The 14,213-nt window shown below is 70.2% G+C and carries 12 protein-coding genes; 6 read left to right on the top strand and 6 right to left on the bottom strand.

Going from position 1 to position 14,213, the window contains the following annotated elements; genetic code table 11:
• From fliH to fliF, 3 genes are read right to left on the bottom strand one after another with little or no spacing between them, the layout of a single operon-like run.
• Nucleotides 1-756, bottom strand: coding sequence for a flagellar assembly protein FliH (gene fliH / locus MYL53_RS13030; RefSeq protein ID WP_247854384.1), 756 nt, complete (start codon nucleotides 754-756; stop codon nucleotides 1-3).
• Entirely contained in the window at nucleotides 749-1,750 is a 1,002-nt protein-coding gene (gene fliG / locus MYL53_RS13025; RefSeq protein WP_247854383.1) for a flagellar motor switch protein FliG, read from the bottom strand. The genes fliH and fliG overlap by 8 nt, the downstream gene beginning before the upstream one ends.
• Nucleotides 1,740-3,497 (bottom strand): flagellar basal-body MS-ring/collar protein FliF, encoded by a 1,758-nt coding sequence (gene fliF / locus MYL53_RS13020; RefSeq protein WP_247854382.1) that lies wholly within the window; start codon nucleotides 3,495-3,497, stop codon nucleotides 1,740-1,742. Before fliF ends, fliG begins: the two co-directional genes overlap by 11 nt.
• A gap of 247 nt (nucleotides 3,498-3,744) precedes the next feature.
• Here fliF and fliE point away from each other — a divergent pair, with 247 nt between their 5' ends.
• On the top strand, nucleotides 3,745-4,074 hold the full coding sequence (gene fliE / locus MYL53_RS13015) for a flagellar hook-basal body complex protein FliE (protein ID WP_247854381.1): 330 nt from the start codon (nucleotides 3,745-3,747) through the stop codon (nucleotides 4,072-4,074).
• Between the two features lie 6 nt (nucleotides 4,075-4,080).
• Here the strand turns inward: fliE and MYL53_RS13010 are convergent, their stop codons facing one another.
• Entirely contained in the window at nucleotides 4,081-4,440 is a 360-nt protein-coding gene (locus MYL53_RS13010; protein ID WP_247854380.1) for a flagellar protein FlaG, read from the bottom strand.
• 225 nt (nucleotides 4,441-4,665) lie between these two features.
• On the opposite strand from MYL53_RS13010, the gene MYL53_RS13005 reads away from it, so the two are divergent.
• The 3 genes from MYL53_RS13005 to MYL53_RS13000 are packed head-to-tail and all read left to right on the top strand — an operon-like array spanning nucleotide 4,666 to nucleotide 9,019.
• On the top strand, nucleotides 4,666-6,321 hold the full coding sequence (locus MYL53_RS13005; protein ID WP_247854379.1) for a methyl-accepting chemotaxis protein: 1,656 nt from the start codon (nucleotides 4,666-4,668) through the stop codon (nucleotides 6,319-6,321).
• Between the two features lie 15 nt (nucleotides 6,322-6,336).
• A complete protein-coding gene (locus MYL53_RS17275; RefSeq protein WP_282103561.1) occupies nucleotides 6,337-6,465 on the top strand; it encodes a hypothetical protein in 129 nt (42 codons plus the stop codon).
• 31 nt (nucleotides 6,466-6,496) lie between these two features.
• Entirely contained in the window at nucleotides 6,497-9,019 is a 2,523-nt protein-coding gene (locus tag MYL53_RS13000; RefSeq protein ID WP_247854378.1) for an EAL domain-containing protein, read from the top strand.
• 19 nt (nucleotides 9,020-9,038) lie between these two features.
• On the opposite strand, the gene ftsZ is transcribed toward MYL53_RS13000, so the two are convergent.
• Nucleotides 9,039-10,154 (bottom strand): cell division protein FtsZ, encoded by a 1,116-nt coding sequence (gene ftsZ, locus MYL53_RS12995; protein ID WP_247854377.1) that lies wholly within the window; start codon nucleotides 10,152-10,154, stop codon nucleotides 9,039-9,041.
• 196 nt (nucleotides 10,155-10,350) lie between these two features.
• Between ftsZ and MYL53_RS12990 the strand changes: the two genes are divergently transcribed.
• On the top strand, nucleotides 10,351-12,204 hold the full coding sequence (locus tag MYL53_RS12990) for a methyl-accepting chemotaxis protein (RefSeq protein ID WP_247854376.1): 1,854 nt from the start codon (nucleotides 10,351-10,353) through the stop codon (nucleotides 12,202-12,204).
• Between the two features lie 20 nt (nucleotides 12,205-12,224).
• On the opposite strand, the gene MYL53_RS12985 is transcribed toward MYL53_RS12990, so the two are convergent.
• Entirely contained in the window at nucleotides 12,225-13,151 is a 927-nt protein-coding gene (locus tag MYL53_RS12985; RefSeq protein ID WP_247854375.1) for a LysR family transcriptional regulator, read from the bottom strand.
• Between the two features lie 160 nt (nucleotides 13,152-13,311).
• Between MYL53_RS12985 and MYL53_RS12980 the strand changes: the two genes are divergently transcribed.
• On the top strand, nucleotides 13,312-14,088 hold the full coding sequence (locus MYL53_RS12980) for a ferredoxin--NADP reductase (protein ID WP_016855905.1): 777 nt from the start codon (nucleotides 13,312-13,314) through the stop codon (nucleotides 14,086-14,088).
• Nucleotides 14,089-14,213: the final 125 nt, after the last annotated feature.

Genomic DNA, 14,213 nt, shown 5'->3' with positions numbered 1-14,213 from the left:
TCACGCCTCGTCTTCGTCGGTGTCGGTCGGCGGCTGGCGCCGGCGCAGCTGGTCCTGGATCGCCTGCCAGCGGGTCTCCCAGGTGGCGTCCAGCTCGCCGCGCTGGCTGGTCACCCGGCAGCCGCCGCGGCTGAGCTGGTCGTCGGGCTGCAGCCGCCAGCCGGCGGCCTCCAGCTCCTCGCCCAGGTGTTGCGTGACCAGCGCGAGGTCCTGGGGATGCAGCCACAGGCGCTGCTGGCCGATCAGGGGCGGATCGCTGTGAAGCAGATCGCGGATCAGCGTCAGCACCTGCTCGGGGCGGGCCTCGAGGGCGTCGCCGGCGAGCTGGCGGCCGGTGGCGAGGGCCAGATCGACCAGATCCTCGGCCAGCGCCTCGTCGAGATCGGCCAGGGCTTCCTCGAAGTGGCGGGCCAGCGGCAGCAGCGGGGCAAGCGTCTGCTCGAGGCGCTGTTCGAGCTCCTCGCGGGCCTGCCGTCGGCCCTCCTCGAGGCCCTGGGCCAGGCCCTCGGCGTGGCCGGCCTCGCGGCCCTCGCGCAGGCCTTCCTCGCGCGCCTCCCGTCGGGCCTGCTCGCGCAGCCGCTCGAGGGCCTGCTGCTGGCGGCGGGCCTCCGCCTCGCGGGCCTGGCGCGCGGTGGCGCGAGGATCGGGCGTCGAGGCGGCCTTCGGCTCGGGGCGGCGCAGCTCGCCCATCTGCCAGCGGCGCCAGGGCGTCTCGTCGTCCCAGCCGGGCTTTGCGCCGGACTCGAACTCAGACATAGGTGTCGTCTCCGCCGCTCAGCACGATCTCGCCGGAGTCGGCCAGGCGGCGCACCACCTGGAGGATGGTCTTCTGCTCGGCCTCGACCTGGGAGACGCGGATCGGCCCGCGGGCTTCCATGTCCTCGCGCAGCAGATCGGCGGCACGCTGCGACATGTTGCGCAGGAACTTGTCCATGAGCGTTTCGGGGGAGCCCTTGAGTGCCACCACCAGCGAGTTGGTGTCGATCTCCTTGAGCACCAGCTGGATGCTGCGATCGTCGAGGTCGACCATGTTCTCGAACAGGAACATCTCGTCGATGATCTTCTGCGCCAGGTCCTCGCTGTGGGAGCGCACCGTCTCGATGGCGGCCTCTTCCTGATGGCTGTTCATCAGGTTGAGGATCTCGGCCGCGGTGCGGGCGCCGCCCATCTTGCTGCGCTTGAGGTTCTGGCCGTCGAGCATGCCGGTGAGCACCTCGGTGAGCTCCTGCAGCGCCGCCGGCTGCACGCCGCTGAAGGTGGCGATGCGCAGCACCACGTCGTTGCGCAGCTTGTCGTCGAAGGTCTCCAGCACGTCGGAGGCCTGGTGGCGTTCCAGATGGATCAGGATGGTGGCGATGATCTGCGGGTGCTCGTCGCGGATCAGCTCGGCCACCATCGAGGCTTCCATCAGGTTGAGCGCATCGATGCCGGAGCTGTTGCCGGCGCTTTCCATGACGTCGTCGATCAGGCTCGAGGCGCGCTCGCTGCCCAGCGCCTTGGTCAACACCGAGCGGATGTGGTCGCTGGAGTTGATGTTCAGGGCGATGAATTCCTCGGTCTCGTTGCTGAAGTCCTGCAGGACCTGGCGCATCTCGTCGTGGGAGACCTGGCTCATGGTGGCCATCTCCATGCTCAGCGCCTGCACCTCCTTGGTCGACATGTGCTTGAAGACCTCGGCGGCGCTGTCCTCGTCGAGGGCCAGCAGCAGGATGGCGCTGCGGCGCAGACCGGTTGTCGCGTTACTCGTCATGTTGGTTCATCCAGCCGCGGACGATCATGGCTACCATGCCGGGGTCTTCCTGGGCCATCTCGCGCAGATCATTGAGGTTGGCTTCGTAGGTCGTGGCGCGACGCTTGCGCCGGCGCGCGGCGGGGCTCTCCTCGCTCGCGGTCTCGTCGTGGCGCTCGCCTTCCGGCTCGCCGTCGCCCTCGTCCTCGTCGCCGCCGACGCGGGCCTGGAAGCCGGGCGCCGGCGGCACGCTGGCCGGCGCGGGGCGTGGCTGCTCGGTGTAGCGACGGATGAAGGGCCGCAGGATCAGCAGGTAGAGCAGCAGCAGGGCGATGCCCACCAGCAGGTAGCGGCCCAGGCTGAAGGCCAGCTGCTGAACGTCGCTGCGCTGCCACCAGGTCGGCACGTCGGCCGCGTCGTCGGTGGCGGCGAAGGCACTGTTGACCACCGCGACCTGGTCGCCGCGGGCGTCGGAGTAGCCCATGGCCTGGCGCACCAGGCGCTCGATCTGCGCCATCTCCTCGTCGTCGAGCGGCGCCGGGGCCATCTCGCCGGTCTCTTCGTCGAGCCGTTCGCGATAGTTGACCACCACCGCCGCCGAGAGGCGTTCGACCTCGCCGCGGCGATGCTGGACGTGGGACACCTGGCGGTCGACCTCGTAGTTGACAACGTCGTCGCGGCTCAGGCGCTGGTCGTTGGTGGCGTTGGCGTCCTGCTGATTCGTCTGCCCTTGGTCAGCGTTGTCGTTCGCGCCGTTATCCGCGTTGTCGATCGGCGAGGGGGCCGCGCCGGGAGGGGTGTTGCTCAGCGCGCCGGGAATGCCGCTGGCCAGGTCGCCGTCGCCATTGTAGTCGACGCTGGTCTGGCGACTGCGCACCGCGGCCTCGTTGGGCGGTTGGTTGGGACCGTAGCGCTCGGCGGTCTCCTCACGCTTGGAGAAATCGACCTGGGCGGTGACCTGGGCCTTGACGTTGGCGCGGCCGAGGATCGGCGCCAGGATGGCCTCGATGCGCTTCTGGTAGGCGCGTTCCACCTCGGCGACGTAGTCGAGCTGGGTGCCGTCGAGGCCCAGGCCGCCGCCGTCGGGAGTGGAGAGCAGCCGGCCGCTCTGGTCGACCACGGTGACCGCCTCGGCGGCCAGGTCGGGCACGCTGCTGGAGACCAGGTGCACGATCGAGGCCACCTGGCCCTCGCCGAGGGTACGGCCGGGCTGCAGGGTGAGCACCACCGAGGCCTTGGCCGGCTCGCGCTGGCGCACGAACACCGAGTCCTTGGCCAGCGCCAGGTGTACCCGTGCGCCGGCCACCGGACCCAGGGATTCCATGGAGCGGGCGAGCTCGCCCTCGAGGCCGCGCTGGTAGTTGATCTGCTCGGCGAACTGGCTGATGCCGAAGGCCTGGTTCTCCATCAGCTCGAGGCCGACGTTGCCGCCGCGCGGCAGGCCCTGTTCGGCGAGCTGCAGGCGCAGGGTGTGGACCCGGTCGCCGGGCACCAGCAGCGCCTTGCCGCCGGCGCTGAACTTGTAGGGGACATTGCGGCTGTCGAGCTCGCTGATGATGCTGCCGCCGTCGGTCTCGCTGAGGTTGCTGAACAGCACCCGGTAGTCGGGACTGCGCGCCCACAGCAGCAGCGCCACCGCGATGGCGATCACGGCCGCGCCGACGATCAGCAGGGCGATCAGGGGGCTGCCGCGCAGCTGCCGGGTCAGCTGCGCGAAGGGGGAGGGCTGGGCCTGTTGGCTGCCGGTGGCGGAGGCGCCACTGCTCATGCGGGCCTCCCGTCGGAGATGGCGCCTGGGCCCGGGGCTCTGGATGAAGGCATCGACTGCTGTTCCCGTCCGTCGCGATTCGCCGCCCGTGCGGGCGGAACTGTGATGACGGCCATTATCCGCAGGGGGTGTCGCGCCAAAGGTATGAAAAGCCCGAGTTTTGCCCGTCAATTGCCAGCATGGTCGCGGCGGGGGCGCTGCTAGCCTTGGCGATCATCGACCACCATGTCCATTACAGGGATTTCCGATGAGTGCACCCGCTCTCGCTTCGGCGCTCGCCCAGATGCAGTCGCTGGCCACCCAGGCCGGCGGCGAGGCCGCCAAGGGCCAGCAGCTCGATACCGCCGTGGGCAACGGCGGCTTCGCCGGCGAGCTTCAGTCCTCGATCCAGCGCATCAACGAGCTCAAGCTCCAGGCCGCCGACTCGGCCCAGGCCTTCCAGGCCGGCGAGCCGGGCGTCGAGCTCAACGACGTCATGGTCGACATGCAGAAGGCCAGCGTCGCCTCCGAGATGGGCCTCCAGGTCCGCAACCGCCTGGTGACGGCCTACAAGGACATCATGAACATGCAGGTCTGATTCGCGTCAGGCCTCCAGATCGATCAGCCCGCCCTGAAGCTCCTCCAGGTGCTCGGCGATGCGCATCACCTCCTCGGCGGGGATCTGGCGGATCAGCTCGCCGGTGTCCCGATCCACCAGCCGCGTGATCACCCGCGTGGTGGCCTCGCTGAGCTCGAATTCCACGCCGTAGGGGCGCATCACCTCGTTGAGCCGCTGCACCGGGGCGACCAGCTCGCCCTGCTGGACCGACGCCGCCTCGTCGGTGGCGGTGTCCTCGGACGGCAGCCAGCCGGCCAGCAGCTGTTCCACCCGCCGGCGCGGCGCGGGGGCTTCGGCGGCCTGGGGCGCTCGACTGGCGGCGATCTCGTTCACGCTGTCGGACATGGGCATCCCTCCCTTTCTTGTCGTGATTTTCCGGGCCAGTTCGGTACCTGGTATCGGCCGTTCATGCGCCATCTTTAATGCCTCACGTGCCGATCGTTGGTCGATGTTGGCCGCCATTCGCGAGTTTTACCGCGCCATCTGAATGTCATGAATCGCTGATATAACGCCGGACATGCCTCGCGGCGGGCCCGGCGCTCGCCCCTCCCTTCAGCGACAGGATTCCCGATGCGCTTCCTCGATCGAATGACCATCCGCTTCAGCTGGTTCCTGGTGCTGGTCGCCTTCACCGCGATCATCCTCGGCACCGGCGCCCTCGGCCTCTATGCCAACCATCATGGCCGCAGCGCCTTCGATACCCTGCGCCAGGTGCAGGTGGCCCAGTCCCGGGCGCTGAATCGCGCCTATATCGCCACCCTGCGCGCCCAGGTGGCGATGGATCGCGCCGCTCATCTGGTGCGGGTGCCCTCCTTCGATCGTCCGGGGCCGATCCTCGAGCAGGCCGAGGCCGACATGGCCGAGGCCAGGGCGGCCTTCGAGCGTTTCCAGGCGTTGCCGGTGGCCGAGCCGCAGCAGGCGGCCCGGGAGGCGCTGGCCACGCGCTTCCAGTCGCTGTTCAGCACCGGGCTGTCGCTGCAGCTGATGCTGCTGCAGGAGGGCGACGCGGCCGGCTATGACTCCGGCCAGTCCCGGGTCAGCGGCATGAGCCAGGCCTTCATGGAGAGCGCCGATGCCTTCTTCGTTGCCTCGGCCGAGCGCGGCGATGGGCTGGCCGAGCGCTTCTCGCAGGTGACCGGCTGGCTCAACCTGGCGCTGCTGGCCGCGCTGGGCGGTGCCCTGGCCATCGTGCTGGCGGTGATCTGGGGCGTGCGTGCCAACGTGCTGCGGCCGCTGTCGCGGATGATCGAGCACTTCCGGCGCATCGCCGACGGCGACCTGGCCACGCCGGTCACGTCGCGCAGCGACAGCGAGATCGGCCGGCTGTATCGCGAGCTCGACGGCATGCGCCGGGCGCTGGCCACCACCGTGGCGCGGGTGCGCCACGGCAGCGATCGGGTGCTGGACGGCGCCGCCGGCATGAGCGAGGGCAACCAGGAACTGGCGGCCCGGACCCGCCAGCAGGCCGCGTCCCTGGAGCAGACCGCGGCGAGCCTCGACGAGATGACCGCCTCGGTGGCCGACAACACCGCCCATGTGGGCGAGGCCAACGCGCTGGCCGAGCAGGCCACCGGGCGGGCCCGTCAGGGCCGCGAGGTGGTGACCGACTTCGTCGCCACCATGGACGAGATCCACACCCGCTCGCGCCGGATCGGCGAGATCGTCGGGCTGATCGACGACATCGCCTTCCAGACCAATCTGCTGGCGCTCAACGCCTCGGTGGAGGCGGCACGGGCCGGCGAGCACGGCCGCGGCTTCGCTGTGGTGGCCGGCGAGGTGCGTTCGCTGGCCTCGCGCTCGGCGGATGCCGCCCGCGAGATCCGTACCCTGATCGAGGCCTCGCACAGCAGCGTGGAGCGCGGTAACGGCCTGTCGCGGCGCGCCGGCGAGGACATGGCCGGCATTGTCGCCGCCATCCAGGGGGTCGGCGAGCGCATCGAGCAGATCGCCCATGCCTCCGCCGAGCAGCAGCGTGGCCTTGAGCAGGTCAACCAGGCGATGCACCAGATGGGCGGCGTGACCCAGCGCAACCGTGACATGGTCGAGCGCGCCGAGCGGACCGCCACGGCGCTGGAGGAGGAGGCCGAGCGCATGCGGACCTTCACCGCCGGCTTCACCCTGGCCATGGCGGAGGAGGCGATACCCGCGCCCGAAGCACGTGCCACGGAAGAGACGGCGTCCTGCGAGGCCCATGAACCACATGCGCTGGAGGCCCTGCCGGCCTGAGGACACAGTTTCGCCATGGATATCGCCCACCTGCCGGCGGCACTGAAGGGCCAGGCCAGGCGCCAGCCGGGCAACGGCCTGTTCATTGATCGTCGTCAACGGGAGGCCGGACCGGCCTTTCACCGCCGCCATGGGGTTCGCTAGAGTGTCGGGTTTGTCTTGATACGGTGATCAAATGGACCCGGACCAGCTGCTCGATACCCACGCGCTTCCCGTCGATCGGATCATGCGCACCGGCCTTCTGAGTTGCGGGCCCGACACGCCGCTGTGCGAGGCCGCCACGCGCATGGGCCAGCGTCACTGTAGCGCGATCCTGGTGGTCGAGGCGGGACGGCCCCTGGGCATCTGGACCGAGCGCGACAGCCTGGCCCTCGATTTCGCCGATCCTGAAGCGCTGCGCCGCCCGGTCGGTGAGGTGATGAGCCGGCCGGTGGTCACCGTCGGCCGGAGTGCGCCGGTGGGCGAGGTCGCCGCGCGCTTCGCCCGGCTGGGCTATCGCCACCTGCTGGTGGTGGACGACGACGAGCATCCGCTGGGCATGGTGTCGCAGAGCGACGTGGCGCTGAATCAGGGCCTCGAGCCCTATCTGCGGCTGCGCGAGGTGAAGGGCGCCATGCGCCGCTCGCCGCTGGTGCTGCCGGGCGCGCTAGGGCTGGCCGAGGCGGCGCGGCGGATGCGCGACGCCGGCCTGGAGGCCGCCGTGGTGGCAGACGACGCGCGGCCGCTGGGCATCCTCACCGAGCGTGATCTGGTGCGTTTCGTCGCCCGTCATCCGGGCTCGCGTAGCGTGGGCGAGCTGGCCAGCCGCCCGCTGCTGACCATCGGCGCCGACGAGCCCCTGATCCGCGCCCGGGAGACGCTGGTCGACGAGGGCGTGCGTCATCTGGCGGTGCTCGACGAGGCGGGCCGGGTGATCGGGCTGCTCGGCTTTCAGGACCTGATCGTCGGTGCCGAGCACGGCTACCTGGAGGACCTGCGCGAGGCGCTGCAGGCGCGCGACCAGGCGCTGGCCGAGTCGCGAGAGAGCCTGCAGCTGGCCGAGCGGGTCATCGATGCCTCGCTGGAGGGCATCATCATCACCGATCCGCAGACGCGCATCCGCTTCGTCAATCCGGCCTTTACCCGCATGACCGGCTACTCGCTGGAGGAGGTGGCCGGCCATACGCCGGCGGTGCTGTCTTCCGGCCGTCACGACGCGGCCTTCTATCGCGACATGTGGGACACGCTGCAGGCGGACGGCTTCTGGCGCGGCGAGATCTGGAATCGCCGCAAGAGCGGCGAGCTCTACCTGGAGCTGCTGACCATCTCGGCGATCCGCGACGAGCGCGGCGAGGTCAGCCACTACGCGGCGCTGTTCACCGACATCACCCATATCCGCGAGAACGAGGAGCGGGTGCGCCACCTGGCCTACTACGATCCGCTCACCGGCCTGCCCAATCGGCGCCTGCTCGACGACCGGCTGTCGCTGGCGATCCGCCACGCCCATCGCCAGCAGCGCCGCCTGGCGGTGCTGTTTCTCGACCTGGATCACTTCAAGCAGGTCAACGACTCGCTGGGCCACGCCGTGGGCGACGAGCTGCTGGTGCGGCTCACCGAGCGCCTGCAGCATCACCTGCGCGAGGATGACACCCTGGCGCGGCTGGGCGGCGACGAGTTCATCGTGCTGCTGCCCGAGGTGCAGGAGATCGACGAGGCCACCCGAGTGGCGCGCCGGCTGCTCGAGGCGGCCAGCGCGCCCTTCGAGCTGGGCACGCATCGCTTCCGGGTCGGCTGCAGTCTGGGGATCAGCCTCTATCCCGACGACGGCGACACGCCCGAGCGTCTGGTGCAGCGGGCAGACGCGGCCATGTACCGGGCCAAGCAGGAGGGGCGCAACACCTATCGGCTCTACCGCGCCGAGATGGCTATCGAGGATCATCATCACCTGGCGCTGGAGACGGCGCTGCGCAACACCGCCGAGACCGGTGATGGGCTGTCCGTTCACTATCAGCCGTTGATCGACCGCGACAGCGGCGAGGTGCAGGGGGCCGAGGCGCTGCTGCGCTGGCGCGCGCCGGGGCTGGGCGAGGTCTCGCCGGGCGAGTTCATTCCGCTGGCCGAGCGCTCCGGCTTGATCCTGCCGCTGGGGCGGCGGCTGATGCGTCTGGTGGCCGGCCAGCTCAGGGCCTGGCGGGACGCCGGCCTGTCGCCGCCGCGGGTGGCGATCAATCTCTCGGCGCGCCAGTTCTGGCAGGCCGACCTGGTCGCCGAGGTGCGTCGGCTCTATGCACAGCACGATCTGCCGCCGGGGCAGATCGGCTTCGAGCTCACCGAGAGCACCCTGCTCGACCAGCACCAGCAGGCCGTGGCCACCCTCTCGGGGCTGCGCGAGCTGGGCTGCATGATCGCCATCGACGACTTCGGCACCGGCTACTCCTCGCTGAGCTACCTGCAGGAGCTGCCGGTGACGACGCTGAAGATCGACCGCTCCTTCATCCGCGGCCTGGGCGAGTCCCGCGGCAGCGGCGCCATCCTCGCCGCGGTGACGGGGCTGGCTCGTGAGCTCGGCCTGCGGGTGGTGGCCGAAGGCGTGGAGACCGAGGCCCAGCTCGCGGCGCTGGCGGCCTATCACGTGACCCTGATCCAGGGCTTTCTCACCGGCCGGCCGGTGCCGGCGGACACCTTTCGCGAGCGCTATCTGAGCCGGGGCTCGGCCTAGCCCCCGGCGTCGCCAGGCGTCAGCGCCGCTTGAGCCGGTTCAGGAAGTCGTCGAGATCCAGCAGCTCCTCCGGCTCCGCACTTTCCCTCCGCTCGGTGCCCCTGGATGACGACGGCGCCGGGCGCGGCTCGGCGCCGGCTCGGGCCTGGCGCGACGGCCGGGACGGCGTCGTCTGCGCGACCCCCAGCCCGGTGGCGATCAGCGAGACCCGCAGTCGGCCCGCCATGTCGGGATCGAAGGCGGTGCCGACCACCCGCATGGCATCCTCGCCGGCCAGCTCGGCCACCTGTCGCCCGACCTCATCGAAGTCGGCCAGGCTCAGGTCCGCGCCGGCGGTGATGCTGACCAGCACGCCGGCGGCCTCGACCAGGTCGGTGGCCTCCAGCAGCGGATGCTCCAGGGCCGCGCGGATCGCCGCCCCGGCGCGATCCTCGCCCGTGCCCTCGCCGGTGCCGATGCGCGCCCGGCCGGGCCGGCGCATCACCGCGGCCACGTCGGCGAAGTCGATGTTGATCAGCCCCGGCCGGGTGATGACCTCGGCGATGCCGGTCACCGCCTCGCGCAGCACGTCGTTGACGGCGGCGAAGGCGCGCATCATCGAGGCGCCGTGGCCGAGGGTCGGCAGCAGCCGCTCGTTGGGCACCACCACCAGGCAGTCGACCCGGCCGTCGAGCGCCGCGATGGCCTCGTCGGCGGCCTGCCGGCGCCGCTGCCCCTCGAAGTCGAACGGGCGGGTCACCACGGCCACGGTCAGCAGCCCCATCTCGCGGGCCAGTTCGGCGATCACCGGCGTGGCGCCGCTGCCGGTGCCGCCGCCCAGGCCGGCCATCAGGAACAGCAGGTCCGAGCCGGCCAGCCGCGCCTGGAGGGCGTCGCGGCTCTCTTCCGCCGCTCGCCGGCCGGCCGCGGGATCGGCGCCGGCGCCCAGGCCGCGGGTGGTGGCGCCGCCGATCGCCAGCGCCATGGACTGGGGCAGGGCGTCGAGGGCCTGACGGTCGGTGTTCACGGCGATGGCGTCGATGCCCTCGAGGGAGGCGGTGTCGCGCAGGTGGTGGATGGCGTTGCCGCCTCCGCCGCCGATGCCGACCACCTTGAGGGAGGCGGGATACTCCTGGGGAAGATATGGGTCGCTCATGCGTCCTGTCACGGGGTTGGGAGAAGGGTCGTGTGCTCCTCCCATCATCGGCCAAGGGGCGCCCTTCTTGAAAGGGCGATTCGGGCGGGGGCGGGCAAGGCTCAAGTCTCGCCCGCCGCGGCCGATAGCCGGGGTCAGCCGGCCCCTGGCACCCGCGGGTCGACACAAGACCAACTCCCCATTCACGAGAGTGACCATGCTGACTTCCCTGCGAATGCGCATCCTGATCGCCGCCCTGGCGGTGATCGCCGCGGCGTTGATCATCAACGGCGCGACGAGCTACTTCACCGTCCGTTCCCACAATGACGACCAGATCGCCCAGAACCTGCGGGCCGTCGCCGAGGGCAACGCCCAGGCCATCGAGGAGTGGGTCGACGCCCGCAGCGGCATGCTCGAGGCGCTGGATGCCGTGGCGACCAGCGACGCCCCGCTGCCGGCGCTGGAGCAGCTGCGCGTGTCCGGCGACTTCATCAATACCTACCTGGCCGATACCGAGGGCGGCGTGGTGTTCTCGGCCAGCGACACGCCGGAGGGCTACGATCCGCGCCAGCGCCCCTGGTACAAGCAGGCCGTGGCGGCCGGTCACGTCGTGGTCACCGCGCCCTACGAGGATGCCACCTCCGACGGGCTGGTGGTGACCTTCGCCGCGCCCTTCTATCGCGACGGCAAGCTGGTCTCGGTGGCCGGCGGCGACGTGGCGATCACGGCCATCGCCGATATCGTCGGCCGCATCGCGCCCACGCCCTCCAGCCTGGCCTTCCTCGCCGCCGCCGACGGCACCCTGGTGGCGCATCCCGACCCGGCCCTGAGCCTCGAGCCGGTCGACAGCCTGTCGCCCGAGCTCGATCCGGCCGCCCTCGCCGCGCTGGCCGAGGCCGACACGCCCGAGCACGTCACCCTCGACGACGCCGACAAGCGCCTGCTCGCCAGTCCCATCGCCGGCACCGACTGGCAGCTGGTGGTGGCCCTCGACGACCGTGAGGCCACCGCCGGGCTGCGCGGCATGATGAGCGCCTCGGCCATCGTGCTGGTGCTGGTGGCGCTGGGCGCCGCCCTGCTGCTGGGCCTGCTGCTCAAGGTCGCCTTCCGCCGCCTGCTGGCCACCCGCGACGCCATGGAGCACGTGGCCAGCGGTCACGCCGACCTGACCCGCCGCCTGCCCGAGGAGGGCAACGACGAGGTCACCCAGCTGGCCAACGCCTTCAACCGCTTCGTGGCGCGCATGGAGTCGGTGATGCTGACCATCCGCGACAGCAGCGAGTCCGTGCACGTGGCGGCCACCGAGATCGCCCAGGGCGGCCAGGACCTGTCGCGGCGCACCGAGAACGCCGCTTCCAGCCTGCAGCAGACCTCGGCCTCGATGGAGGAGATCACCGGCACCGTCGAGCACACCGCGGATGCCTCGCGCCAGGCCAGCGGGCTGGCGGAGTCGGCCAGCGAGGTCGCCCGCCGCGGCGGCGAGGCCATGGGCCAGGTGCGCGAGACCATGCAGGGCATCACCGATTCCGCCCGCCAGATCGGCGAGATCGTGGCGATGATGGACAGCATCGCCTTCCAGACCAATCTGCTGGCGCTCAACGCCTCGGTGGAGGCGGCCCGGGCCGGCGAGCAGGGCCGCGGCTTCGCCGTGGTAGCCGGCGAGGTGCGCCAGCTGGCCAGCCGCAGTGCCGAATCCGCCAAGCAGATCCGCGCGCTGATCGATACCTCGGCGACCCGCACCGAAGAGGGCGAGCGCCAGGTGCAGGCCGCCGGCGAGACCATGGAGGAGCTGGTGCAGAGCGTGACCCGCGTGGCCGACGTGCTGGGCGAGATCACCAGCGCCACCGGCGAGCAGAGCGACGGCATCGGCCAGGTCAACGTGGCGGTCTCGGAGCTGGACAACATGACTCAGCAGAACGCCGCCCTGGTCGAGGAATCGACCACCGCCGCCGAGCGGCTCAAGGAGCAGGCCGATCGCCTGGCCGAGGCCGTGGGCGGCTTCACCCTGAGCCAGCACGGCGCCACCGCGGCGCTTCCGGACGCCCGTCTCCGTCAGGGCGAACCCGCCTAGCGGCAGGCCTTGCCCCGCCGTCAGGAATGGTGGGGCAGGTCGATCTGGTCGCTGCAGCGAATGCCTTCGGTCATCTGCCGGCACAGCTTGAGGAACTCGCGCATGCCGGGCGCCAGGTACTTGTGGCGATGCCAGATGAAGGCGAACTGACGGCTCAGGTCCAGGTCGGGGGTGGGGATCGGCACCAGGCTGCCGCGGCGAAAGGCGTCGCGCAGCGCCAGGCGCGAGACGCAGCCGATGCCCAGCCCCGACTCCACGGCGCGCTTGATGCCCTCGGTGTGCTCCAGCTCGAGCAGGGTGTTGAAGCGCCCGCGCCGATGCCGAGCGGCCTGCTCCAGGGTCAGCCGGGTGCCGGAGCCCTCCTCGCGCATGATCCAGTCCTCGCGCATCAGCCGGTCGAGCTCCACCGGACCCTGGCCGGCCAGCGGATGGCCCGGGGCGCAGAACACCGCCAGCTCGTCCTCCACCCAGGGCTGGGTGATCACCTCCTCGTCCTCGCACTGTCCCTCGATCAGCCCCAGGTCCAGCTCGTGATGGCGCACGCCGTCGATGATGGTGCGGGTGTTGCGCACCTGCAGGCGGATGCGGCTGCCCGGATGCTGTTGCATGAAGTCGCTGATCAGCAGCGTGGCCAGGTAGTTGCCGATGGTCAGGGTGGCGCCCACGTCGAGGGTGCCGATGCCCTGCTGGCCGCGCAGCAGCTCCTCGACCTCCTCGGCACGGTCGAGCAGCGCCACCGCCTTGGGCAGCAGCTGGAAGCCCAGGGTGTTGAGCTTGAGGCGCTTGCCGATGCGGTCGAGCAGGCGGCAGTCGAACTGGCGCTCGAGCTCGGCCAGGGCGGTGCTGGCTGCCGACTGGGACAGCGCCAGGGCGCGGGCGGCATGGGACACGCTCTCGTGCTGGGCCACGGCCACGAACACCTCGAGCTGGCGCAGGGTATAGCGCATGGGGCGGGACTCCGAATCGATTTATCTGGATTATAGATAAGCTTTATCCATACAACCCATTTAACAGATATCCTGCCATCTCTTAGAATTCTCTGCAAAGATCAGTCGGCGCAATTATGAGTTTTTGATATATGCGCCTCCACGAGACACAGGAGCCGGCATGAGCAAGTTCGCCCTCGAAGAAGTCCTCAGCGTCCATCACTGGAACGACACCCTGTTCAGCTTCAAGACCACCCGCGAGCGCAGCCTGCGCTTCAAGAACGGTCAGTTCGTGATGATCGGCCTGGAAGTCGACGGCAAGCCGCTGATGCGCGCCTACTCCGTGGCCAGCCCCAACTACGAGGATCACCTGGAGTTCTTCTCCATCAAGGTGCCGGACGGCCCGCTGACCTCGCGCCTGCAGCACCTCAAGGTCGGCGACCAGATCATGGTCAGCCGCAAGCCCACCGGCACCCTGGTCACCGACGACCTGCTGCCGGGCCGCAACCTCTACCTGCTGTCCACCGGTACCGGCCTGGCACCGTTCATGAGCCTGATCCAGGACCCGGAAGCCTACGAGCGCTTCGAGAAGATCGTGCTGATCCACGGCGTGCGCACCGTCAGCGAGCTGGCTTACGCCGACTTCATCACCAAGGAACTGCCGGCCCACGAGTACCTGGGCGAGGAGATCAGCGAGAAGCTGGTCTACTACCCGACCGTGACCCGCGAGGAGTTCCACACCATGGGCCGCCTGACCGACCACATCCGCAGTGGCAAGCTGGCCGAGGACACCGGCCTGCCGCCGCTGGACCCGAAGCAGGACCGCGCCATGATCTGCGGCAGCCCGGCCATGCTCGACGAGACCAGCGCGCTGCTGGACGAGCTGGGCTTCAACATCTCGCCGCGCCTCGGCGAGCCGGGCGACTACGTCATCGAGCGTGCCTTCGTCGAGAAGTAAGCGCCGAGCTACAAGCGCCGAGCTACAAGCGCCGAGCTACAAGCGCCGAGCTACAAGCGCCGAGCTACAAGCGCCGAGCTACAAGCGCCGAGCTACAAGCGCCGAGCTACAAGCGCCGAGCTACA

The sequence above is a fragment of the Halomonas getboli genome, from assembly GCF_023094245.1.
Lineage (GTDB): Bacteria > Pseudomonadota > Gammaproteobacteria > Pseudomonadales > Halomonadaceae > Halomonas > Halomonas getboli.
Note: the sequence above shows the minus strand (reverse complement) of the source record. Positions and strands in the feature narration are given on the sequence as shown.

Excerpts from the sequence above, each read along its gene's own strand:
- fliH (WP_247854384.1), bottom strand. The coding sequence starts at position 756 with ATGTCTGAGTTCGAGTCCGGCGCAAAGCCCGGCTGGGACGACGAGACG.
- fliG (WP_247854383.1), bottom strand. The coding sequence starts at position 1,750 with ATGACGAGTAACGCGACAACCGGTCTGCGCCGCAGCGCCATCCTGCTG.
- fliF (WP_247854382.1), bottom strand. The coding sequence starts at position 3,497 with ATGAGCAGTGGCGCCTCCGCCACCGGCAGCCAACAGGCCCAGCCCTCC.
- fliE (WP_247854381.1), top strand. The coding sequence starts at position 3,745 with ATGAGTGCACCCGCTCTCGCTTCGGCGCTCGCCCAGATGCAGTCGCTG.
- MYL53_RS13010 (WP_247854380.1), bottom strand. The coding sequence starts at position 4,440 with ATGTCCGACAGCGTGAACGAGATCGCCGCCAGTCGAGCGCCCCAGGCC.
- MYL53_RS13005 (WP_247854379.1), top strand. The coding sequence starts at position 4,666 with ATGCGCTTCCTCGATCGAATGACCATCCGCTTCAGCTGGTTCCTGGTG.
- MYL53_RS17275 (WP_282103561.1), top strand. The coding sequence starts at position 6,337 with ATGGATATCGCCCACCTGCCGGCGGCACTGAAGGGCCAGGCCAGGCGC.
- MYL53_RS13000 (WP_247854378.1), top strand. The coding sequence starts at position 6,497 with ATGGACCCGGACCAGCTGCTCGATACCCACGCGCTTCCCGTCGATCGG.
- ftsZ (WP_247854377.1), bottom strand. The coding sequence starts at position 10,154 with ATGAGCGACCCATATCTTCCCCAGGAGTATCCCGCCTCCCTCAAGGTG.
- MYL53_RS12990 (WP_247854376.1), top strand. The coding sequence starts at position 10,351 with ATGCTGACTTCCCTGCGAATGCGCATCCTGATCGCCGCCCTGGCGGTG.
- MYL53_RS12985 (WP_247854375.1), bottom strand. The coding sequence starts at position 13,151 with ATGCGCTATACCCTGCGCCAGCTCGAGGTGTTCGTGGCCGTGGCCCAG.
- MYL53_RS12980 (WP_016855905.1), top strand. The coding sequence starts at position 13,312 with ATGAGCAAGTTCGCCCTCGAAGAAGTCCTCAGCGTCCATCACTGGAAC.